Source organism: Anaerocolumna chitinilytica (assembly GCF_014218355.1).
Classification (GTDB): Bacteria; Bacillota; Clostridia; order Lachnospirales; family Lachnospiraceae; genus Anaerocolumna; species Anaerocolumna chitinilytica.
Map to the genome: position 1 here is coordinate 1,400,857 of NZ_AP023368.1, position 24,334 is coordinate 1,425,190.

The 24,334-nt window shown below is 40.2% G+C and carries 19 protein-coding genes; 12 read left to right on the forward strand and 7 right to left on the reverse strand.

Features of this window, described 5'->3' with window-relative positions:
• The first annotated feature begins 25 nt into the window (after window positions 1–25).
• Complete coding sequence (locus bsdcttw_RS06150; protein ID WP_185258505.1) at window positions 26–1,681, forward strand: chitinase; 1,656 nt, start codon at window positions 26–28, stop codon at window positions 1,679–1,681.
• 109 nt (window positions 1,682–1,790) lie between these two features.
• Here bsdcttw_RS06150 and bsdcttw_RS06155 read toward each other — a convergent pair whose 3' ends face one another.
• From bsdcttw_RS06155 to bsdcttw_RS06175, 5 genes are all read right to left on the reverse strand, one after another.
• Window positions 1,791–3,395 carry a trypsin-like peptidase domain-containing protein gene (locus tag bsdcttw_RS06155; RefSeq protein ID WP_185258506.1) on the reverse strand — a complete coding sequence of 535 codons (1,605 nt, stop codon included), beginning with the start codon at window positions 3,393–3,395 and terminating at the stop codon, window positions 1,791–1,793.
• Between the two features lie 181 nt (window positions 3,396–3,576).
• Complete coding sequence (locus bsdcttw_RS06160) at window positions 3,577–3,753, reverse strand: hypothetical protein (RefSeq protein WP_185258507.1); 177 nt, start codon at window positions 3,751–3,753, stop codon at window positions 3,577–3,579.
• 71 nt (window positions 3,754–3,824) lie between these two features.
• Complete coding sequence (locus tag bsdcttw_RS06165; protein ID WP_185258508.1) at window positions 3,825–4,148, reverse strand: hypothetical protein; 324 nt, start codon at window positions 4,146–4,148, stop codon at window positions 3,825–3,827.
• Window positions 4,149–4,320: 172 nt separating this feature from the next.
• Window positions 4,321–5,367, reverse strand: coding sequence for a calcium/proton exchanger (cax, locus tag bsdcttw_RS06170; RefSeq protein WP_185258509.1), 1,047 nt, complete (start codon window positions 5,365–5,367; stop codon window positions 4,321–4,323).
• A gap of 261 nt (window positions 5,368–5,628) precedes the next feature.
• The gene (locus bsdcttw_RS06175; protein WP_185258510.1) at window positions 5,629–6,645 is read right to left on the reverse strand and encodes a LacI family DNA-binding transcriptional regulator; all 1,017 of its coding nucleotides are present in this window, start codon (window positions 6,643–6,645) and stop codon (window positions 5,629–5,631) included.
• A gap of 176 nt (window positions 6,646–6,821) precedes the next feature.
• Here bsdcttw_RS06175 and bsdcttw_RS06180 point away from each other — a divergent pair, with 176 nt between their 5' ends.
• The 4 genes from bsdcttw_RS06180 to bsdcttw_RS06195 all read left to right on the forward strand — a co-directional run bounded on the left by bsdcttw_RS06180 (window position 6,822) and on the right by bsdcttw_RS06195 (window position 11,550).
• Window positions 6,822–8,222 (forward strand): L-fucose/L-arabinose isomerase family protein, encoded by a 1,401-nt coding sequence (locus tag bsdcttw_RS06180; protein WP_185258511.1) that lies wholly within the window; start codon window positions 6,822–6,824, stop codon window positions 8,220–8,222.
• Between the two features lie 113 nt (window positions 8,223–8,335).
• A complete protein-coding gene (locus bsdcttw_RS06185) occupies window positions 8,336–9,154 on the forward strand; it encodes a transketolase (protein WP_185258512.1) in 819 nt (272 codons plus the stop codon).
• Complete coding sequence (locus bsdcttw_RS06190) at window positions 9,151–10,080, forward strand: transketolase family protein (RefSeq protein ID WP_185258513.1); 930 nt, start codon at window positions 9,151–9,153, stop codon at window positions 10,078–10,080. Before bsdcttw_RS06185 ends, bsdcttw_RS06190 begins: the two co-directional genes overlap by 4 nt.
• A gap of 3 nt (window positions 10,081–10,083) precedes the next feature.
• Window positions 10,084–11,550, forward strand: a complete 1,467-nt coding sequence (locus bsdcttw_RS06195) for an FGGY-family carbohydrate kinase (RefSeq protein ID WP_185258514.1) — start codon at window positions 10,084–10,086, stop codon at window positions 11,548–11,550.
• 114 nt (window positions 11,551–11,664) lie between these two features.
• On the opposite strand, the gene bsdcttw_RS06200 is transcribed toward bsdcttw_RS06195, so the two are convergent.
• Together bsdcttw_RS06200 and bsdcttw_RS06205 are read right to left on the reverse strand one after the other, a co-directional pair.
• Entirely contained in the window at window positions 11,665–13,242 is a 1,578-nt protein-coding gene (locus bsdcttw_RS06200) for a response regulator transcription factor (RefSeq protein WP_185258515.1), read from the reverse strand.
• Window positions 13,239–14,984: a sensor histidine kinase gene (locus bsdcttw_RS06205; RefSeq protein WP_185258516.1), complete on the reverse strand. Its 1,746-nt coding sequence runs from the start codon at window positions 14,982–14,984 to the stop codon at window positions 13,239–13,241. The genes bsdcttw_RS06200 and bsdcttw_RS06205 overlap by 4 nt, the downstream gene beginning before the upstream one ends.
• 229 nt (window positions 14,985–15,213) lie before the next feature.
• On the opposite strand from bsdcttw_RS06205, the gene bsdcttw_RS06210 reads away from it, so the two are divergent.
• The 7 genes from bsdcttw_RS06210 (at window position 15,214) to bsdcttw_RS06240 (ending at window position 24,236) form a co-directional block, all read left to right on the forward strand.
• Window positions 15,214–16,773: an ABC transporter substrate-binding protein gene (locus bsdcttw_RS06210; RefSeq protein ID WP_185258517.1), complete on the forward strand. Its 1,560-nt coding sequence runs from the start codon at window positions 15,214–15,216 to the stop codon at window positions 16,771–16,773.
• 180 nt (window positions 16,774–16,953) lie between these two features.
• Window positions 16,954–17,820 carry an ABC transporter permease gene (locus bsdcttw_RS06215; RefSeq protein ID WP_185259730.1) on the forward strand — a complete coding sequence of 289 codons (867 nt, stop codon included), beginning with the start codon at window positions 16,954–16,956 and terminating at the stop codon, window positions 17,818–17,820.
• A gap of 70 nt (window positions 17,821–17,890) precedes the next feature.
• Window positions 17,891–18,790, forward strand: coding sequence for a carbohydrate ABC transporter permease (locus bsdcttw_RS06220; protein ID WP_185258518.1), 900 nt, complete (start codon window positions 17,891–17,893; stop codon window positions 18,788–18,790).
• Between the two features lie 125 nt (window positions 18,791–18,915).
• Entirely contained in the window at window positions 18,916–20,310 is a 1,395-nt protein-coding gene (locus tag bsdcttw_RS06225) for an MATE family efflux transporter (RefSeq protein ID WP_185258519.1), read from the forward strand.
• 189 nt (window positions 20,311–20,499) lie between these two features.
• Window positions 20,500–21,747, forward strand: a complete 1,248-nt coding sequence (locus bsdcttw_RS06230) for a prolyl oligopeptidase family serine peptidase (RefSeq protein WP_225903857.1) — start codon at window positions 20,500–20,502, stop codon at window positions 21,745–21,747.
• 13 nt (window positions 21,748–21,760) lie between these two features.
• Window positions 21,761–22,432 (forward strand): beta-phosphoglucomutase, encoded by a 672-nt coding sequence (gene pgmB / locus bsdcttw_RS06235; protein WP_185258521.1) that lies wholly within the window; start codon window positions 21,761–21,763, stop codon window positions 22,430–22,432.
• 85 nt (window positions 22,433–22,517) lie between these two features.
• Complete coding sequence (locus bsdcttw_RS06240; protein ID WP_185258522.1) at window positions 22,518–24,236, forward strand: glycoside hydrolase family 3 protein; 1,719 nt, start codon at window positions 22,518–22,520, stop codon at window positions 24,234–24,236.
• Window positions 24,237–24,334: the final 98 nt, after the last annotated feature.

A 24,334-nucleotide genomic window follows, 5' to 3' on the forward strand; every position in this document is an offset into this window, starting at 1 on the left:
AAGCTTACTCATAGGAGGAGATTATATGAATAGAAAAAGGCTGGTTAAAGTAACCGCTATTATATTAATGTTTGTCATGGTATTTTCCTTTTCATCCAATGCGATTGTAAAAGCTGCATATCCCGCCTGGCAGGCAGGAGTAACCTATAAGGTCGGAGACATTGTTTCCTATGGTTCCAGTAACTATCAATGTATTCAGGGACATACAGCGCTGACCGGCTGGGAGCCGCCGATTGTACCAGCTCTCTGGTCACTTTATAATGGAGGGGGAACTCAAACCGTTGCCACACCGACCTTTAGTCCGGCAGGAGGGACCTACACAACTACACAAAATGTGACGATTGCCTGTTCTACTGCCGGAAGTACAATCCGCTATACTTTGAATGGCAGTGAACCCACTTCTTCTTCCACAGCCTATACAGGTGCCATTGCGATTGCATCTACCACTACTGTAAAAGCAAAGGCTTTTGCATCCGGTATGACGGATTCTCAGACTGCTTCAGCTACTTATACAATCAACAAGGCTGATACCACAGCAAATCCGGTATTCTCACCGGCAGCAGGAACCTATTATGGAAATCTGAACGTAACCTTAACCTGTTCAACAAGCAATGCAACCATTCGTTATACAACAGACGGCTCCACCCCCACATCATCCTCTAAAGTTTATACTTCGGCAATAGCACTTACAGCTACAACTACGATTAAAGCTTATGCAACAGCATCCGGACTGAAGGATTCCTCTGTTGTAACTGCAACATATACCATATCATCAAGTCAGACAGGACTGCCTGCACATATCCTGACAGGTTACTGGCAGAACTTTGATAATGGTGCTAAATGCCTAAAGATCAGCGAAGTACCTCAGACCTATAATATTATCGCAGTAGCCTTTGCAATGGCAACTGCCAATCCGGGTGAAGTTACTTTTTCTTTGGATTCCAGTCTTGCTTCTAAACTGGGCGGTTATACGGAGCAGCAGTTTATCAATGATATTGCTGCAGCGAAGACTAAAGGGCAGAAGGTAATCATCTCCGTAGGCGGTGAGACAGGTTCTGTAAGTGTAAACAGTACAGCATCTGCTACTAATTTTGCTAATAGCGTATATTCACTTATGGTAAAATACGGATTTGATGGTGTTGATATTGACTTAGAGAACGGTATTAATGCAACCTATATGACCTCAGCACTTCGTCAGCTTTCTTCAAAAGCCGGCAGCGGATTAATTATTACGATGGCTCCTCAGACTCTTGACATGCAGTCTGTCAGTTCAGGATATTTCCAGGTTGCATTAAACATCAAGGACATCTTAACGGTAGTTAATACCCAGTACTATAATTCAGGCAGTATGTTAGGACAGGACGGAAAAGTATATTATCAGGGTTCTGTAGACTTCTTAACAGCTTTGGCAGCTATCCAGCTGGAGAATGGGCTTCGTCCCGATCAGGTGGGACTTGGCCTGCCTGCTACTTCAAGAGCAGCCGGCAGCGGATATGTAGCTCCAAGTGTAGTAAATTCTGCCCTTGATTGTCTGGCATACGGTACCGGCGGCGGGTCCTATAAACCTCCGAGGACATATCCTGCAATTCGCGGTGCTATGACCTGGTCTATTAACTGGGATGCCAGCAATAACTATGATTTTGCCAATACGGTAAGTGCGAAATTAAAAACTCTTCCGTAAGGAGAAGTGTTAACGGGAGCTGGTGCTCGCTAAAATAATAGAATAAAGACAAATGCAAGAAAGCCCCTCTCACTGTCTTCAGACAATGGGAGGGGCTTTCATAAGGGTATTATTTAACTTGTTTGAAATAGAGGAAATACGGTAAGGAGGCATAGACCTTTCCTGGTACCGCATTCACCTGAACATAATAGGTTCCGGCGGGTAGATCAGCAAAGATATTCAGGTAGCCGTCATCATCCTCATCGGTATAATCATATAGTATGGTCTTGTTGCTGGAGTTTAATATCATCAGGTGCATATTATTCAAATCAGATGGATAGGAAGTTGTTGTAGTGGCCAAAACACTGATACGGGAATATTTATCAATCGTAATTCGGTAAGAATCAGTTCCAAGTCCTGCCGGGTCTGTAGATGGATCAATGCTTCCTGTGACATAGTATCCATCGGGTATATCCTGAGCAGTAGCGGTAGCTCCGCTTTTAGTTGAATCTTCCTGTATGGTAATCTTTGAGTAGTCCGTATCATCGGAGTCATCAATACTGCCAACAGAAACAGGTGCAAGAGTACTAATGCTGTAAATCTGTGTAATGTTAAGGGCAAAATTGAGGTTCTGACCATCGGTGTATTGCATGGTATTCATGCCGATTACCTCGCCAAATGCATTTAGGAGAGGTCCTCCGCTGTTGCCGGAAGAGAGGGCGGCGTCTGTCTGTATGTATTTAATATCCTCTGATATCCTGGAGGCATTGGATATGATGCCCTTGCTGAAAGTATCTTCCAAGCCCAGGGGATTACCGATAGCATAAGCGGTATCACCGGTCTTAGGGGCATATTTGCTGACTGTAAGCGGTGTACCGATACCGGGAAGGCTTAAGAGAGCCATATCCAGATCTTCATTATAACCCAGAATCGTCTCAATCTTATATTCCTTTCCGTTGTTAAGCGTAACGGAGATGGAAGACGCTCCTTTAATAACATGGTAGTTCGTAGCAATCACACCTTTTTCTAAAAAGAAGCCGGTTCCAAGTCCTAAGTCAGTGGTTACTTCCACAACGGAAGGGGTGCATTTTTCTGCGATTTTAGCGGAATCAGGTGCTGAAGATATTGCACGGGAATCTTTGGCAACGATTACTTTGAATGAAGTTTTCTCTTTTCCGTCTTTGGTCTTTACCGTAATAGTAGCGGTACCGGACTTCTTAGGGATGATATAGAGTTTTAGACTGTCCTCATTATCAGCCCAATCACCCCATTTACAGGTTGCGATGTTTTCATCGGATACATCATAAAGTACCACATCATCTAAGGTGGAGTTTTTCAGTGTGACCGTCACAAAGCTTTCCTGATTCAAGGTAATGGAAGAAGCACTTGCAGAGAGCCTTGATACTTTATTCACTACCGTGATCTTGCTGGTATATTTCTTTTTACCGGCAGTGGCTGTTATGGTTGCCTGACCGGCTTTTTTGCCGGTTACGACTCCTTTTGCGGATACAGTTGCAATTTTAGCTGAACTGGATGACCAGGTTACTTTAGAGGAAGTACCGATTAACTTTAAAGTAATGGTATTTCCGGTGTATATGGTTGCTTTTGTAGTATTCAGTTTTACGGTGGCCGCCTCTGCATGAATTATAGCCGGCACAACAGGAAGTGTTACCGGTGATACCGCAAGAGTTGCTGCCATTATTAGCGCAAGCGCTGCTTTTTTGATTTGTTTCATTATGTACTCCTTAAAAGTGTAGGAATTAAGAATGACTTCATTATACGATATCTGTTGTGGACGGGCAAGTAAAATATATATTCGTCGGTGGATATCAGGGAAACAATTTTTTTGAATATGTGAAAGATGACCAAGGGTGGATTTTATTTTAAAATCAACACTTGGTCAACTAAAGCTTTTATTATTCACTTTCGGACTTACTGGAGCCGGAGGGTTTGTCAATGTCCGGGATGTCACCGTCACCATACTCTGTATTAAAGTCATAATCAAGATTTATTTTATCTGTTGGGGCACTCTTTAAGGTACCATCTTTTTTACTCTTTGTATGAGCTTCGACTTTGTTTTTATTAATACCCATAATATTCTCCTTTTGTTCCTTGTTTTGATTAGCATGTACAAAGAACTGAAAAATATTCGAAGTAATCGAGCTTATACGTTTTTATTCTGGTGGACATATTCCAGGATTCTTTGGAAGCTTTGTGCCATTTCCTGATAATCTGATTCAGAAACAAGCTGACTCTTACCGGCATACTCACAAAGAAAACTTACAAATGCTACAAAACGGATATATTGTTTTAATAATTCAAAAGATTCCGAATCCAAATAGCCTTTAATAATTGAATAATTAAAATTGGTTATGGTAAGGACAATTTCTGAACCCGTATTATCCAATAAAGCTGCAAGTTCCTCCAATTTATTCTCTGTAAAAAGTTCTTTCATATCTGTATTGAGATTGTGCATTTCTTCTGTCATATCAATCGTAATCCTTTCCAAGAAAATATACTAGTACCGAAATCTTGTGAAAGAAATATATATTTATATAATTCTTACAAGAAGTAAAACCTATTCAATTAGCTTCAAGATTGAGCCGAGGATTTCGCAGGCGAAATCTTGAGTAAGAATTATATATTTATATAATTCTTACTCAGCCGATTATAAAAAATCCCGCTGCTGCAATGATATAGATAGAGACTAACTTTAGGCCCTCCATCCAGTTAGAACTGCCGGATTTTACAATCTGGTTGGCCACCAGTACACTGGAGAATAATAAGAACAATTCAATCGGCTTTAATACAATACTCATGGGAGTAAAGAACAAGCTGATTAAGACGGAGACAGGAATTACAAAGAGGGCAATCTGAAGACTTGAACCCACAGCAATTTCAATTGCAATATCCATCTTGTTCTTAAGAGCCATAATAACTGCTGTACTGTGTTCTGCTGCATTTCCGACGATAGGAATGAGGATAATACCGACAAACATCTGTGACATACCGGCTGAGGAAGTCATTGGCTTGATGGTATCAACTAAAAGTTCTGATTCATAAGCTATAAATACCGTGCAGGCAGCAAGGATAACAATGCTTAAGGTAAGGCTCCATTTGGAATCGATATCCTCCGCATGTTCAACACCATATAGGTCATTTTGTGTCTTAAAGGAGTAAAACATACCAAGCACATAGATACACAGCATTATAACACTGGTAATAATACTTAGATTCTCGTATTTGGAGGAAACCAAACTTTCAGAAACATGGTAAGTAAATACAGCCGGAACAGAAAGCCCTATAACCGCAAACAGCAGCATAGTTGCCGTAAAGCTTCCGAGACCGGAGTCATAGGTTAATTTTTTGTGTTTTAGTCCTCCTGCAAAAATACTGCAGCCAAGTACCAAAAGAATATTTCCCAGTATGGAACCAACTAAAGAGGCCTTTACGACATCATATAAGCCCGCTCTTATGGCAAAGAAACTAATAATAAGTTCCGTTGCATTACCAAAAGTTGCATTGAGAAAACCACCGAATTTGGGGCCGGTATAAACCGCAATTTCTTCTGTAGCACTGCCCAGATACCCTGCCAAAGGAACAATAGCAAAACATATCAGGAAAAAGGTAAGTGTGGAGTTCCATTTCAGATAATAACCTGCAATGGACAAGGGGATACAAACTAAAAGAAACTTTAAGTATTTCATATTTTTATCTTCCTTCTGCAATGATCTGCAGTATTGCCGTAAAAACAGGAGCAAAAAATCTCTGCGGCATCCTTTCTGATATTTATTTCTTTGCCCGCTGTATTGGTATATGTACAAAAAATACCATTCATAGTTAATTATACTCCTGTGCATTTTGAAAATCAATGTAACAAGTTATTAAACACACGGCAAATGCTTGAAACCATATATTAGGTCCCAGACCCTCATTTCTATAGTTGATTTCAAGTGTTTGCTCTGCAATCAGACAGATTTACGTTTAATCAAATTCGTTAATATTTCGATCTTAACGGGAGTATATTCTTTGGAACCGAGGATAGATACCAATCTTTGAACTGCCATCTCGCCCATGTATTGTTTCGGTACATTGATGCTTGTTAAAGGCGGTTCAACATAAGTACAGACAGGCATATTGTCAAAACCGATTACAGCTATGTCCTCCGGTATGCGAAAGCCCCGTTCTCTGAAAGCTTTCATGGCCCCCGCAGCAATTAAGTCATTGTCCGCAAAATAACATCTTGCTGTTTCTTCTTTCTGGTCGAGTAGCGCCAGCATATCAGCATAGGCACCTTCTACCGAAGGGGATAGCAAATGTACGATTGACTTAGAAGTGGACATACCATTAGCACGAACTGCTTTATAGAAGCCGTCAGCACGCTCATTGAAGTTATTAATGGGATAAGCCGAATGCAGATATCCGGGCTGAGCTTTGCATTTTGAAATCAGGTATGCGGTTGCCTGATAGGAACCCTGTACGTTATTGATAAGCACACAGTCCTTGGTAATTGTTTCAAAGTAATTGTCCAATAAAACAAGGGGAATGTTTAATATAGAAAACGGTCTGAAATCTTCTTCCTTCATTTCTGTGCCAAGAAGGATAATACCCTTGCAGCCCTGGCTCAGTATCTGGCTTAAATGGCTGTCAATATCATCACCCTCATACAAATAATAGACATTCAGATAATACCTTGCCTTCTTACATCCCCAGTCGATTCCTTCTGAGAGCTGTGAGAAAAAGGGAGTATCGGAAACGACTGCTCCATGTTTACGGTAATTAATAAAATATATGGTGCCGTTGGTGGTTACCGGGGTAGCATTATCCTCGTTAATGCGGGTAAAGTCGTAACCTTGCTGTTTCGCGGCTTCCATTACTTTTTTTCTTGTTTTTGTACTGACACCTGGCTTGTTGTTTAGAGCCATCGATATAGCGGCTTCTGATAAATTCAGTAATTTAGCAAGTTCTTTTGCTGTAATAGCCATATTACCTCTTTCCTGATCTGTAGTTGAAAAAGTCTTTTGTTTCTTTCACTGACAAGTATAGGCGATTAAGTGAATTAAGTCAACAAACACAGAGATAATCACTTAATAATTCATTGTAATTAAGTTAAATTCACTTAATAATAGTATTATCAAATTTAACTTTGAGGTGAAAGAATATGGAGAATATTGTTTTGGGATTTGCACCAACAAGAAGAAGTATATTTTCGGCACCGGATGCAGTGAAATATGCGGAACTGACCAGGAGTAAACTAAAAGAGCTGGGTGTCTGTTTTACAGATATCAATGATATTGCAGAGGACGGATTACTTCATGATGATGCTGACAGAATTAAAATTGCTGCCAAATTCAAAGAAAAGAAGATTGACGGATTATTCTTCCCACACGGAAACTTCGGAACGGAGTATGAAGTGGCAAGGTTAGCCAAGGAATTGAATGTTCCGGTGCTTTTGTGGGGACCCAGAGATGAGAGTCCGGATGAGAACGGAATCAGGCTCAGGGACAGCCAGTGCGGACTCTTTGCAACCGGAAAGGTACTGCGCCGCTTTCAGGTACCATTTACATATCTGACAAACTGCCGGTTAGAGGATCCTGAATTTGAACGGGGAATTCGAAATTTCATAGCCGTCTGTAACGTAGTAAAAGCTTACCGTAACATCCGAATTCTTCAGATCGGACCAAGGCCCTATGACTTCTGGTCCACCATGTGCAACGAAGGAGAATTGCTGGAACGATTTAATATACAACTGGCACCTATACCCATACCGGAACTGACACTGGAAGTTAGAAAAGCCAAGGAAGAGAAGGCGGAAGTTCTTAAGGTAATGGAGTATTGTAAAGAAAACTTTGAAGTAGCTGTCAAAGACAGTGAGCTGGAAAGTATCGCAGCTCTAAAAGTAGCAATGAGAAAGCTTGCGAATCAATATGGCTGTAATGCAGTTGCAATACAATGCTGGAATGCACTCCAGGGTGAGCTTGGAATCATGCCCTGTGCGGCAAACAGTCTACTGAACGAGGAAGGACTTCCGGTGGTCTGTGAAACCGATATTCATGGTGCGGTTACGGCAATTATGTGTGAAGCGGCCGGGATGGATAAAGCCCGCACTTTCTTTGCGGACTGGACCGTAAGACATCCGGACAATGAAAACGGGGAACTGTTGCAGCACTGCGGTCCATGGCCGATATCCTGTGCAGCCTGCAAGCCTAAAATAGGATATCCGCTGGCTTTTCGTCATCCGGGTGCTGTGGAAGCTGAGGCAAAGCAGGGAGATATGACGTTATGCAGATTTGACGGTGATAATGGTGAATACTCCCTATTGCTGGGAAATGCTAAAGGTATTCCAGGCCCTTATACAAAAGGTACTTATGTATGGGTAGAGGTAAAGAATCTGAAAAAGCTGGAAGCAAAGATCGTGGAAGGCCCGTATATCCATCATTGCGTTGGTATTCATGAGAATGTTGTACCGGTGCTTTATGAAGCCTGTAAGTATATCGGGGTAAAACCGGATTTATATGATGACAACGAAGAAGAGGTAAAAGCTTATATACGCGGTGAATAAGTAGAGAACTTACCTGACGGAATAGCAGAAGACAGAGTTGTGACAGCGCTGGCACATAAATCTGCTAACTGTTGGGATTGTAAATTAAGGCGCAGCGCAGAAATGAGGTATATATGGACAGTCTTACAAAGAAAGCATATGAACTAAGGCGTGACATCCTTGAAATGATCTATCGCTCAAAAGCCGGTCATGTGGGAGGAGATTTAAGTGTAATTGATATCCTGACTGTTCTTTATTATAAAGTTATGAATGTATCACCTGAGAACAGGAGGGATCCGGACCGTGACCGTTTTATCATGAGTAAAGGTCATTGTGTGGATGCTTTATATTCTGTACTTGGAAACAGGGGATATTTTGATAAAGAGGAGGCTATTAAGAATTTCAGTGCTTATAACTCCAGGTTTATCGGGCATCCCAATACCGATGTTCCGGGTATCGAGATGAATTCCGGCTCTCTCGGACATGGAATTTCCCTTGGCGTCGGAATGGCTCTTGCAGCTAAACTGGATGGGAGGGCCTACCGCACTTATGTAGTCCTTGGAGACGGCGAAATGGCAGAAGGGTCAAACTATGAAGCTATGATGGCAGCCAGTCATTACAAACTTGATAATCTTTGTGCCACTCTGGATTTAAACGGCTTGCAGATAAGCGGGCGGACCAAAGATGTAATGTCCAGTGATGACATCAGTGAGAAATTTCAAGCATTTGGCTGGAATGTGGTAGAGGTGCCAGACGGCAACGATTGCACCGAGCTTCTGGAAGGTTACAAAAAGGCAGAGGAGTTCAAAGGAAAGCCAAGTATTGTAATAGCTCATACGGTAAAAGGAAAAGGCGTTTCCTTTATGGAAAATAAAAAAAGCTGGCATCACGGGGTTATGACTGAGGAGCAGTATATTCAGGCAGTAAAAGAGATTGAGGAGGTGTTACTGTGAATAATATAACCAATAGACAGGTAATATGTGATGTATTATTAGAAGCTGCTAAGAAGGATAAAGACATTCTGGTAGTATGTTCCGATTCCAGAGGTTCCGCTTCTTTAGCGCCTTTTGCGGAGCAGTATCCGGAGCAGTTTATCGAGCTTGGCATTGCAGAGCAGAACCTGGTTACCGTGTCGGCAGGACTTGCCTCCTGCGGGAAAAAAGTATTTGCGGCATCTCCTGCAAGTTTTTTATCCACCAGAAGCTATGAGCAGGCAAAGGTGGATGTAGCTTATTCAGAAACCAATGTGACACTGATAGGTATCAGCGGAGGAGTGAGCTACGGAGCTTTAGGTATGACCCATCATTCCTGCCAGGATATTGCTGCTATGGCAGCCTTGCCCGGAATGAGAGTGTATCTTCCAAGTGACCGTTTTCAAACAGCGAGGCTAATCAAAGCATTGTTAATGGATGAAAAGCCTGCTTATGTACGAGTAAGCCGTTCCGCTACGGAAGATGTAAACGAGGAGAACATAGAGTTCACTCTGAATAAAGCCAATGTCATATCAGAAGGAACAGATGCTGTGATTATTGCCTGTGGGGAAATGGTGCCTTATGCTATCAAAGCACAGAAGAAGCTGGAGGAAAAAGGTATAAGTGCTGGCGTAATTGATATGTACTGTATTAAACCAATTGATAAAGAGGCAATTATCAAAGCTGCTCAACATACAAAGCTTGTGGTGACAGCAGAGGAGCACTCACCTTTTGGAGGCTTGGGAAGTATAATAGCACAGATTATATCTGCAAACTGTCCCAGAAAGGTAATCAATCTTGCCTTGCCCGATGGTCATATCATTGCAGGAAATAATCACGAAATCTTTCAATATTACGGGCTTGATGATGAAGGAATCGTAAAAGCTATTGAGAAAGAATTGGAGTAGTACATGAAATATATACTTAGTATTGACCAGAGTACCCAGGCAACAAAAGCGGTTCTTCTTGATGAAAAAGGGAAAATTATTAAAAGAGCAGACCGCAGACATAAGCAGATTATTAATGATAAGGGGTGGGTTTCTCATGACCAGGAAGAAATCTATCAAAATCTTCTACTAGCTGTAAGAGATGCAGTAGAAGCCTCCGGTATAGCAAAAAGTGATCTGATAGCAGTTGGCATCAGCAATCAGAGAGAAACAGCAGCTGCCTGGGATAAGAATGGCACAGCTCTGGGACTGGCTGTGGTATGGCAATGCAGCAGAGCGGAAAAAGTAGCAGAACGACTGAAAGAAAGAGCGGAAGATATTCATAAGAAGACAGGGCTTCCCTTATCACCTTACTTCTCAGCCTCTAAAATGACCTGGTTAATCGAGAATGAAATCAGGGAAGAGGAATATCATCTTGGCACAATGGATAGTTGGTTACTGTTTAAGCTGACAGGCGGAAAAAGCTTTAAAACGGATTATTCCAATGCTTCCAGAACACAGTTATTTAATATTCATACCTTAGCATGGGATGAAGAACTGTGCGCTCTATTTGGAATACCGCTAGAATCCTTGCCTGAAATCTGCGACAGTAATTCTTGCTTCGGATACACGGATTTTGAAGGATTTTTAGAGGAGGCAATACCAATACATGCAGTTCTTGGTGACTCTCATGGGGCTTTATACGGACAGGGCTGTCATATGAAAGGAATGGTTAAGACCACTTATGGAACAGGCTCCTCTATTATGATGAATATTGGTGAAAAAGCTTTGGAAACGGATTCCGGCTTGGCGGTTTCCTTAGCTTGGTGTATTGACGGTAAAGCGGAGTATGTCTTAGAAGGAAATATTAATTATACCGGTGCCGTAGTTGCCTGGCTGCAGGATGACATGCACATGATTGAGACACCAAAAGAACTGGAGGAGCAGTTAAAACTGGCAAAGGAAGAGGATTCTGCTATACTGGTACCTGCTTTTACCGGATTATCAGCACCTTACTGGAGGGGAGATGCCAAGGCTATGTTGTATGGAATGACCCGTACTACAGGAAGAGCAGAGGTTATAAAAGCTGCTGTTGAAAGTATAGCTTATCAGATTACCGATGTAATAAAGATGATGGAGCAGATAAGCAAGACAGATATCAAAGAACTGCGAGCTGACGGCGGACCAACCGGCAATCAATATCTGATGCAGTTTCAAAGTGACATGGCAGAGGCAGTCCTTTGCGTGGCAAGCAGTGAGGAACTTTCGGCAATCGGAGCCGGGTATATGGCAGGAATCAAAGCAGGTCTATATGAGAAAGAAGAAGTGTTTCAGAATTTATCCTACAATAGATATAGTCCTCAGATGAGCCCTCAAGTAAGAGAGAGCAAATATGAAGCATGGAAGAAAGCGGTAGCAATTGTATTAAATACGGAAAGAAGTAGTTTCTAACGTTAGAAATAGGAAAGCGATTAGATGGCATACTAAGAAAATAAAGAGTTAGAAATATAATCCATGAGATACGGAAAGGCTAAAAGGGCCAACCTGTATTTCATGGATTTTTATTTATTTCTTCCGGAATTCCTGAGGTGTTTTTCCGGTTAAACTCTTGAATTGTCTTGAAAAATACGATATATTCGGAAAACCGCTTTGCAAAGCAATATCTCGGATACTATTTTTACTTAATAACAATAATTCTTTTGCTTTTTTTATGCGTTCATTCAGTATGTAGGTTGAAAGGGATTCACCTGTTTTTTCACTGAATACGTGTGAGAGATAATCCGGACTCAAATAAACAAGGGAAGCCAGTTTTTTTCTGTTTAAGTCGTCATCCAGATGTTCTCTGATATATTTTTTAATTTGCTCAATAGAGGAATCAGATTGTTTTATGGCTAAGAGACAATTATCAAATACATCTATTACGTGGTTTAACCAGATTTCCATGGAAGCTACGGAATTGCAGGCTTGCTCGAATATTTGCTCGGAGGTATTATTATCAAATAGCCGATTAGCAGACTCCCCGTTTTTTTCAAGAATTGAATAGATGACCTGCATAAAATCATGATTAAAGCGTATTAAGTCACTTCGGCTTGCCACACCGGATTTTTGCATCTGATATAAAAAATGCAGAGCCTGTTCCTTCACTTCTTTCTTTTTATGCTGCATTAGCAGGTTGGTCCATTCATTCAGAAAGGGGCTGCTGGTATAAGATTTTATCACTGCAGGTTTCATGGTATCTATAACTTTGCAATCCTCACTGATATTATTACGGGCGAAGTCGCATAAAGCCTTAAAGGCTTGTCCGGTATGCTCCAGAGGGGTTTCATTTCCAATGTATAACTGGAATAAACCAGGCAGGGAGGAAGTAAGGGCTTTTAGTATCTTACCGCACACCTGCATATAGTGGGAACGGTCAGTAACAGCCTCTTGATTAATAATAACCGCGAACTGTTTTTCACTGATTCGTGCCAGGTAAGGCGAAATATTTTCTGCTGCCAGAATTTCGCTGACTACATTTTTGATTGCATATTCGTATAAGTTTATTTCCCAGCGATTTTCTGAGTTTTTCATGTAAGCCTGAAGGAGTCCAATAAAAAAATGTTGACTTAAGACTGCTTGAGGTAAGTGATATTGTTTTAATTCTTTTGCAATTTGTTCCGGTTCTGAAGGAATTATCTGGGTACAGATATCACTCCAGAACTGTTCTTCCAATTTCTTTTTACTGGTATCCCAGTATTTGGATTTTTCCCGGTATGATTCCTGAATTTCCAACTGCCTTACCTTGTCGATGGCAACCATCATACAATCGTTTAATTGTGTGTTATCTACAGGCTTTAGAAGATAGTCGATACTTTGTAATTTGATGGCATTGCTTGCATAATTAAAGTTTGCATAGGATGTCAAAAAGATTGTTACTGTATTATACCCCTGGTCTCGAACCCACTTTAATAAATCTAAACCACTGCCTTTGGGCATTTCAATATCACTTATCATAATGTCAATCTTGTGTGACTGAAAGCATTCCTGGGCCTGCTGCATATTATAGGCACAATAGATCTGTTCCATCCCAAGCTGCAGGGAGTCTAGAGAAGTCCGTAAACCTTCTATACTGTAATATTCATCATCAACTAATAGTAAATTCAAAATAATTCCTCCTTAATAAAGAACGGTATAAACGGTAATTCAATATCAATCTGAGCACCTGCATGCAAACGATTGGAAAAATGAAAGGAACAATTTTCGGGGCCGAAAATCAGGGAAGCCCGTTGCAGTACATTATTGATTCCTATATGCATTGTCGAAGCATCTTTTGAATACCCACCGATATCCTGTAAACGCTCTAATACTTCGCTGTTGAATCCACAGCCGGTGTCCCAGATAGTAAAATGTACGAATGTTCCATTATCTCTTTGTATAAGAGCTGAACTGATGTGGATAGCAATTTCTTTTCCCGGCACGACTTCGTATTTTATAGTGTTTTCTACAAAATTCTGAATTAATAGAGGGATAACCGTTGCTTGCATGGTTTCAGGAATGAAGTCCGTATATAAGGTAATACTGTTCGGGTAACGGATTTTTGACAGCTCGATATAATTTTGTACATGCATGATCTCTTGTTTTAGCGCTACGGTTTGCCCTGAGGAAAGGGTGTAGCGCAAATATTGGCTTAGATCTTTGAGCATGGTCTTCATTAAATCTGTCCGGTTAATTTCTGCCAGCTGGTAGGACATATTTAAACAATTGATTAAAAAATGAGGAGCAATCTGCTGCATCAAATATTGAATATGAATCTGCTGTTTGGATAAGCTTTCCTCATAAACATCTATTTTTAAGGTTTTAATTTCATTTACCATCTCATTAAAAGCATTATTCACTTCTTCGTATTCAATACATACGCCATCTGCTTTAATTTGTACTTCCAAATTTCCGCTTTTAAGTGAGTATATGGCAGTATTTAATAATTTAAGGGGATGGAGTACCCATCGGTTGATTATATAGGCTGTAAGTGTCATCAGACTTATAACAATGATAAAAATCACGATTAAAAACGGAATATATTTATTAATATCCATAAAAAACTGATTTTCAGGAATAAGCGATATGATATAAAGCTTGCCAAAATCCACCTGACAGGAAACGATTAGATTCTTTATTTTATTGACTACTGTGTATTGATAGCTATCATTTTCCGAAAGCCCCTCCATGGATAGCTTCTTTAGGGGGGGATTATCGCTGACGACTAATCCTTGATCATTGATAAGGAAGATACTCTGGTTTAATTTATTACCTACTAAGGGCTGGAGTGCATTCTGTGTACTAATCCAGGCTCCGACATAACTGTCGTGTATTTGAATTACACGAAACAGGTAATATCTGCCGCTTATCTTTACCGGAAACCATTTGCCTTTATTTTCGCTTGTCAGGAATGTATTAAGCTTTAATTTCCGGCATATCTCATTTTGTATATTCTTATAGGTATTATACGCCGAGTCGGATTGGGTCTCTTCTATAAAGGTATCGCCGCTTAAGGAGTAAAGGAAGAAACCATCTATAGCATAGATGGATAAAGCCGACCGGAAGCTTTTTTGTACATGGTACACAGAAGAAAAGTATTGTTCGGAAGAGAAATCACTTTTATCAATGATACGGATGTCACCGTCATCGTAAGCAAAATTCTTCAGATATTTTTCTGTTGTACTGAAACTTGCATTGAGTCGGTTCTGATATATCGTAAGAGTCTCTTTCATAGAATCATATATTTTATTCTGGATTTCCCGAAAGGCAATAATATTATTTGCTGCCATTAGAACTATAAGCAGTAGAAATATTAAGATAATAAAGGCTCCCAGACGAACGCGCAAGGAGCGGAGCTGAAGATGCTTCAATTGAGTACCCCCTATAGTAGAGTGTTGTGGATATTGCCTATGCATAATGATATCATATAGAAAAATGCTATGCAACTGTTTGCAAAGATGTCAAAGAATGGTGATAAATCATAGCATAATTGTGCAAATTCACAACAGGATAATTCTTTTGCTGGATAGGTGATTTCAACTATAATGAATTTGTTACAGAAAATCATTCTAAAATATATTGTGTAAGGAGAGGATAGTTATGAAAAAAGGACTGGCTATAATTTTAACGGTTGTGATGCTAATTAGTTTAGCCGCATGCAGCAAAACCAATAATGCAAATACTGGAAATACCGAGACTTCCAGTGGAAACAAAACCGAATCTACCCAGAAAACAGAGGATACAAAAAGCAATGGGGAAATTACACATCTTGTAATGAGTTTTATGACCTGGACAGGTGCTCCGGCCGACACGAAAAAGGTTCAGGATGCAATTAATGCAATTACGAAGGAACGTTACGGAATTGAAGTTGAATTCCAAATTTCAGACAGCAGCTCTTATAAGCAAAATATGACCCTTGCTTTATCCGGCGGAGAGCAGATTGACATTCTAAGTACAATATTAAGCGGCTATAATTCAATGGTGCAGCAGGGATATCTAATGGATCTGGAGGAGAATGACCTGTTAAAGAACTTTGGCTCCGGAATAGTTGATGCAGTAGGAAAAGAATATGTTGATGCATGCCGAATCAACGGCAAGTTATATGGTGTTCCCAATAACCGTGATATGGCTCAGGGCCGCGGCAGTACAGCAGTAGCTACGGAATATCTGAAAGGTATCGGATATCCGGTGGATGAAAGCAAAGAAATTGTCAAAGTAACACAACAAGAGATGGATGATATATATGCAAAGCTTCACGAAAAGTACCCTAATATTGAATTATACAGACCTACCACACTTGGTATATCCCAGTTAACCGATGTTGACTTAATTGGCGGTAATGCATTTGGTGTATTAATGAATTGGGGAAAAGAGCTTAAGGTTGAAAATGTGTTTACCAGTGATGTATATAAAGAATTATGTAACCGTATCTATGGCTACAATCAAAAAGGCTACATCAGTAAGGATGCGATAACTGATACAACTGCAGTTGGAGAGCTTGTGAAAGCCGGAACCTTAATAAGCTATAATACCAGCGGTAAACCCGGAATTAAAGCACAGGAAAGTAATTTGTGCGGACGTCCCATGACAATCTTTCAGACAATGGATGACTTTATAAGTTCTTCTGCTGTTGCATCCTTCCCTTGGGCAATATCTATCAATACCGTTAATGCAGAAGCTTCCATGCGTTTATTAAATGCTTTTTATACGGATGCCGACCTGGCAAATCTGCTTAGCTGGGGAATTGAAGGACAGCATTATAAGGTTTTGGACAGTGGCTTGATTGACTTTGCTGATGGTGTGGATGCCACAAAATCCGGTTGGAGTCATTCCGTGGGCTGGTTAATGCCAAATCAATATATAACCCATGTATGGAACGGAAATGATCCTAATTTATGGACAAATATCAAGAACTTTAATGAGAATGCTAAAAAATCCGCTGCTCTTGGTTTTAGCTTCGACACAACAAATGTAGCGACTGAAATGACCAGTGTTCAGAATGTATATGATGAATTCCAAAAGAGCATTGAGTATGGCTTTGTAGATCCGGCAACGGGAATTGACGAAATGAATGCAAAAATGAAGAAAGCCGGCATCGATAAGATTATTGATGAAAAACAAAAGCAGCTGGATGCTTGGGCTGCTGCCAATAACAAATAAACCATTGGTTTTATAATTGATAATTGGCGATGGTCAACAGATATTGACCATTGCCAATTATCAGACTAGTAAGGAGATGATGGCTTGACTGATGTGAGAGAAAACAGAACGATACAGTTACATAAAACCCACTTACTTAAGAAATTGGCAAAGTGGAAGCGTTTTATTCCTATTTATATTATGATGCTGCCGGGCTTCCTATATTTGTTTATCAATAATTATATGCCTCTTCCCGGGCTGGTTATTGCATTTAAACAGTATAATGCCAGAAAAGGAATATTCGGGAGCAATTGGATCGGCTTTAAGAACTTCGAGTATTTATTTAAGACAAGTGATGCCTTTGTTATTACCCGAAATACGATATTGTATAACCTTGCTTTTATTGTTGTTAATACCGTAATGGCGGTCTTAGTTGCGGTGATATTAAGTGAGCTGAATGGAAAAAGAAAAAAAGTATATCAAAGCGTAATACTTCTGCCAAACTTAATTTCAACCGTTATCATAGGCTACCTGGTGTTTTCGTTCTTCAGCGTTGAAAACGGTTTTGTAAATAACTCAATATTACCCGCATTTGGTCTGAAACCAGTTGACTGGTATAGTGAACCAAAATATTGGCCTTTCATTATTATCTTTGTAAGTGCTTGGAAAAGTGTCGGCTATAATTGTATCGTATATCTGGCAACAATCCTGGGCTTTGACAGAGCATATTATGAATCGGCTTTGGTAGATGGGGCAAACCGGTGGAAGCAATTTAAGTATATTACTCTGCCGTTATTGAAACCAACGATAATAATGCTTACCCTGATGGCAATCGGCAGGATTTTCTATTCCGATTTCGGACTGTTTTATCAGGTGCCAATGAACCAAGGTGCTTTGTATTCTACTACTAATACCATTGATACCTATGTATACCGCGGCCTATTACAGCTTGGTAATATATCCATGTCCGCTGCAGCAGGCTTATACCAGTCTGTTATCGGATTTATCCTGGTATTAGGTGCAAACATGCTGGTTCGTAAGGTTGATAAGGACAGTGCATTGATTTAGGCATAGATTGCGGGAAAATTCTCATACAGGATTGTTTAAGATGCCGCTAAGCGGTATTGCGGAGGTGAATATGAAAACGAAGGAAGCAAGAATATATGATGGGGTTGGTCATCTGATCATGACAATCCTATCCTTGTTAGCAATTATACCAATTATATTAATGGTTATTTCTTCTGTGACGGACAATGCTGCTCTGTTGCAGAACGGTTATTCCTTTTTCCCTAAAAAATGGAGTCTTTTTGCATATGAGTGGGTTTTTAAATCCAACAGCAGCGTGGTGATGCGTGCATATGGAATGTCCTTTTTGTTAACAGCAGTTGGAGTAACCTCCAGTTTGATAATAACAACCTTGCTGGCCTATGGCTTATCCAAAAAAGGAATTCCTTTCAGAGGGCTTTTAACCTTTCTGGTGTTTTTTACCATGCTATTTAACGGAGGTCTTGTACCTACCTACATTAATTATACCAATGTTTTTCATGTGAAGGATACTTTTGCTGGTCTTTTAGTGCCGGGGCTTTTAATGAATGCTTTTAATGTACTTCTTATGAAAAGTTACTTTGTCACCGGTGTTCCGGATGAGATTCTTGAAGCTGCTTATATTGACGGGGCAGGAGAGTTTAAAACCTTGTATTCTGTAGCACTTCCAATGGCGAAGCCGATTATTGCCACCATTGGCATGTTTGTAGGGATTGCATACTGGAACGATTGGAATAACGGATATATTTATTTAGTAAAACACACGGATTTATATAGTATTCAAAATCTCTTAAATCGTTTGATGCAGAATATCCAGGCGCTATCCCAGAATGCATCGAATCTGACTAACGCTAACCAGGGACTGGCTCAGATACCAACAGCAACTGTGCGTATGGCCATGGCAACACTTGGTATTCTGCCTGTAGTTGTTATCTACCCCTTCATTCAAAAGAACTTCGTAAAGGGAATTACCCTGGGAGGAGTCAAGGGTTAACAGGAACGTTTATGTAACAAGGATGCCGCTATGGAAGAAGTATTACAGGACGGAAAAGAGGGGACTTTAGGAAATGGTTTGGAACAGCTTGTGTTACATAATCAGAAAGTCGGGATAAAATAAATATGTATAAATATAATAATTTATCAACGGGAAATGTTGCAAAACAATTGTTAAGTTTTGCCTTTCCTTTTATCATTACCAATATAATTCAGACTTTATATGGTGTTATCGATATGATTATTGTTGGGCAGTTCTGCGGGACTGATAGTATGTCAGGGGTGAATATCGGAGGGCAGGTAACAAATCTGGTAATGAATATTGCAATCGGCCTGTGTGCAGGAACAACAATATTAATTGCCCAGTCTGTTGGAGCCGGAAGGCTGAATCAACTGAAAAGAATTATCGGGACCTTGTTTACAGTACTTGGAATCGTCTCAGTTATTATGACAGGTCTGATATTACTGCTCTCAAACTCTATTCTAGAACTGATAAATACCCCGGCAGAATCTTTTCAGGAAGCCAAAAACTTTTTAATTGTTACCGCATTAGGTATTGTATTTATATTTGGCTATAATGCTTTGAGTGCCATCATGAGAGGTATGGGAGATAGTAAGAATCCTCTTTATTTTGTAACCATAGCTTGTATAGTTAATGTAATCCTTGATTTTATCCTTGTTGGGGGTTTAGGGTTAGGTGCTTTGGGAGCTGGAATTGCAACAGTCATCTCTCAAGGAATCAGTATGTTATTATGTGTGATTTATTTGATGAAAAAGAAATTTGTATTTGATTTTAAATTACGTTCCTTTTTGATAGATAGTATACAATTAAAAGCAATATTAAAAATTGGTATACCAATGTCTGTTCAAAACCTTATAACCAATTTATCGTTTATATTTATGACGGCATTGGTAAATACAATCGGAGTGACAGCTTCTGCGGCAGTGGGAGCAGTAGGAAAATACAATGGTTTTGCAATATTACCTGCAATAGCTATGAGTGCCGCAATATCTACCATGTGTGCTCAAAACTTTGGCGCGGGAGAAGTGGAAAGGGCGAAAAAGACCTGGTTATATGGAATGGGCATAGCCTGCGTCATTTCATATATCATCTTTATCCTGACTATTATTTTCCCTGGAGAGATTCTAAGTATCTTTTCAAATGATGAGAATCTAATTCGGATTGGAACCCCTTATCTGCAAGCTTTTAGTTTGGATTATTTATTTGTGCCGATAACCTTTACGATGAACGGGCTCTTTAACGGTGCAGGACATACAAGATTTACCTTGATTAATAATATGCTGTCAGGAATTGTAGTAAGAATTCCCATGGCGTATTTGTTATATACACTTCTTGATAACGGATTGTTTGGTGTGGGACTGGCAGCACCGGCGGCATCGCTAAATGCGGTCATTATCAGCTTATGTTTCTTTTTGTCCGGTAGATGGAAAAGAAAGATAATTCGTTTTGAGGAGAAGGTGGAGACGGATTATCTGAAAGAAGAAGCAGAAATGGTATAAAAACAAGATATTACATTGGAAGGATTCCACTTCATTGGAATAGAAAATCATACAAATAAAGAAGTCTATTCCGGACCGGTGATATATCTTTGTAAAATATTCCATGTTATAATAGATTTTAGGAAGGTATTAAACTAAATTTATGGAGGAAAAGCAGATGAAATACAATACAATAGCAGAGTCTATGATCTGGGGCCCTTTATTACTAAATTAGTTTTAGAACTGGACCAACCACTGTCGGAATGCAGCCTTGACTGTGAAACCTTCCAGGTAAGGGTAGTAAGAAGGGATATAAAGACTGGAAAAACGATTCAGGTTCGAAAGTCCTGGGATTCTGATGAGGTATACCCCTCCGAGGGGGAAAGAAAGGTATGTGCAGCTTATGTATCAGACAGAGAAGGAAATATCCGGAAAAGTGGTTCCTTTATAACACTTGTTTTAGAGGTGGACCCAAGAAATCCACTGGGAGCAGCCATAGCCTTTAATGGAACTTTTAATGTACAGGTAGAGAGTGATTATACAATTACCCAAAGGAAAGCCATTATCTGCCGGGATAGCAGGATAGATGGGCTGGAATTTACTGAGTTAAATACAAAAAGAACAATATTAGCAGACGATTTTGTTACCGGCAACGGAATATATCAGGGAATAGGGTTAGGCTATGCTTCTTTTCAGCCGGAAAGCAACGGGAAAAAGCGTCCGTTACTGATATGGCTTCATGGCGCAGGGGAAGGCGGTGATGATCCTATCATTGCAATCAGCGGTAATAAAGTTGTGAACTTAATCTCGGATGCCATTCAGGACTATTTTGACGGCAGTTATGTTCTGGCTCCCCAGGCACCTACCATGTGGATGGATGACGGAACAGGAGAGTATAACAAGGATGGCAGTTCCATGTACGTTGAAAGCTTAAGGACCTTAATTGAGGAGTATGTGGCTGCACACGATGACATAGACAGAACACGGATTTATATAGGCGGCTGTTCCAATGGCGGCTTTATGACACTTAAAATGATTATTGCTTATCCAAGTATATTTGCGGCAGCATTCCCAATCTGTGAGGCTTTGAATGACGACTTTATAACAGAAAATGATATTGAACGGATTAAGAACGTACCTATATGGTTTACCCATGCAGTCAGTGATCCAATTGTTGATGTACATAAGCATAGCGAGGCGACTTATAAGAGGTTAATAAACTCAGGTGCAGAAGATGTGCATTTCTCCTGTTTTCACTCTGTCACAGACCGTACCGGCATGTATGTGAAAGAAGATCGGACACCTTATGAATATAATGGGCATTTCAGCTGGATTCCTGCCTTAAATAATGAATGTATTCTGGATTATAATAATAAACCTGTCTACCTAGACGGAGAGCCAGTAACACTATTTAAATGGCTGTCCAAACAAAGGTGCAAACAACTTAAGCATACTTAGACGGAGGCAAAAGATGAAGGAAATAAAAGGATTGATATTTGATCTGGACGGTGTAATTGTAGACACTGCAAAATATCATTTTCTGGCATGGAAGAAACTTGCACAAAACCTGCGGATTCCATTTACCGAATCAGATAATGAAAGATTAAAAGGAGTCAGCAGGCTGCGTTCTTTTGAAATCATCCTGGAAATCGGTGGACTAACGATGTCAGAGGAAGAAAAAGAAAAATGTTGTACAGAAAAAAATAATCTCTATCTGGAATATATCTATCAGTTAAAATCCGATGAAATTCTTCCGGGAGTAAGGAAATTCTTATCCGATGCCAGAGAAAAGGGATATAAGATTGCTTTAGGCTCAGGCAGCAGAAATGCAAAGCTTATTCTGGAGAAGTTAGAGATAACAGATTTATTTGATGTAATTGCTGACGGAACCATTATATCACAAGCAAAACCGGACCCGGAAATATTTATCAAAGGAGCAAAGCTTCTGGAGCTGCCGGCTGAAAGCTGCATTGTATTTGAGGATGCGGCGGCAGGTATCGAGGGGGCACATGCCGCTGGAATGTATGCAGTAGGTATTGGCACAGCCGAGAATTTACCGAAAGCCGAGATTATATTGCCGGGGCTGAAAGGCATTACCATAAAAGATATTATAAATAAATTACAAATACATATAAAAGAGTGACAGCGCACGGAATTTGCAGATGTTATAAGAGCAGTTGATTGACGAATGACCCATGAAAGAATGGATACGCAGGAAAGGAGTTAATATGATTAATTATGATGTGTTAAAAAAGAATCCCTTTAATCTGGGGGATAAGCAAATTGATTGGGTAAAGAGCACCTTGGAGGAACTGACAGTAGAAGAAAAAATCGGACAGTTGTTCCACCTGATTATGTACAGCAGCGAGGAAGGATATTTAAGTGAATTGGTTCATAAATATAAGATAGGCGGAATTATGGGACGGCCCATGCCTTTGGAAGAATGCTGTAAAGCGATTACATATTTACAGAAGGAATCCAAAATACCCATGCTGATTTCCGCCAACTTTGAAGCCGGCGGCGATGGTATGATTACGGAGGGAACCAATATCGGGCCTAATATGCAGATAGGAGCTACAGGCAATTCGGAATTTGCAGGAAAGCAGGGCTATGTCTGTGCGAGAGAAGGACTTGCGGTGGGGGCTAATTATGCCTTTGCACCGGTTATTGATATCGATTACAATTTCCGTAACCCTATTATGGCGACCAGATTATACGGCTCTGATCCGAAGCTGGTTCGAGATTGCGGTGTCGCTTATACCAAAGCTGTTCAGGAACAGGGGATGGCTGTATCTATAAAACATTTTCCAGGAGATGGTGTGGACGAAAGAGACCAGCATCTGGTAACCAGCATTAACTCACTCTCTTGTGAAGAATGGGACGATTCTTTTGGGGCAGCCTATCAGGCTTGTATTGATGCAGGTGCCCTTACGGTTATGGTAGGACATATTATGCAGCCGGCTTATTCTAGAAAATTAGTTCCGGGCATAAAAGATGAAGATATTATGCCGGCAACTCTGGCACCGGAATTGTTAAATGGGCTGTTAAGAGAGAAATTGGGATTTAACGGCTTAATTATAACAGATGCTACCACCATGGCAGGTATGTGTATTCCAATGGCTCGTGATAAAGCAGTCCCCTATACCATTGCAGCAGGATGTGATATGTTCTTATTCACCAAGAATCTGGATGAGGATTATCAGTTTATGACAGAAGGCGTTAAAAACGGTACGATAACTCCTGAGAGGTTAGATGAAGCAGTTATGAGGATTCTTGCTACAAAAGCGGCCCTTAAACTCCCTGAGAAGAAGGAGGACGGAAGCTTGCTGCCTGATATTGATAAAGCCAGAAAGATTGTAGGCTGCAAGGAGCACAAGGAGATTGACCTTCAAGTTGCTGATTATTCCGCAACTTTGGTTAAAAACTTACAGGATATCGTACCGATGGAGGTTAAGAAATATAGAAGAATTCTTCTCTACCCGATGTTTACCGGAGATAATGCTTATATGGGAGGCGGCAACGAAGATATTGACAAGATAAAGGAAGCTTTTGAAAAAGAAGGCTTTGAGGTAAGTATTTACCAGCCGGCGGCAAGTTTTCAGGAGGGCTTCTCTGCTTCGTATAATGAGATGCTGAATAAATATGATTTACTGATTTATGTCGCCAATCTGATTACCAAAAGCAATCAGACCACCGTACGTATAGAATGGGCTCAGCCTATGGGTGCTAATTGCCCGAATTACCAGGCTGCCATACCTACTATGTTTATTTCCTTTGCGAATCCTTATCATTTATTAGATGCACCAAGAATCCGCACTTTTATCAATGCATATAAATTAAAAGAATCAACTCTTCAGGCAGTAATTGATAAACTGTTAGGGCGCTCTGAATTCAAGGGAATCAGTCCGGTTGATCCTTTTGTCGGAAGATGGGATACAAGACTATAAAATTAATTGGTTATTAGTTATTGCTTGTTAAAGATAGTATGGCAGGTAATGAGAATTTAAAAAAGCGGCGGTACCCTATGTTCTCTGGTACTGCCGCT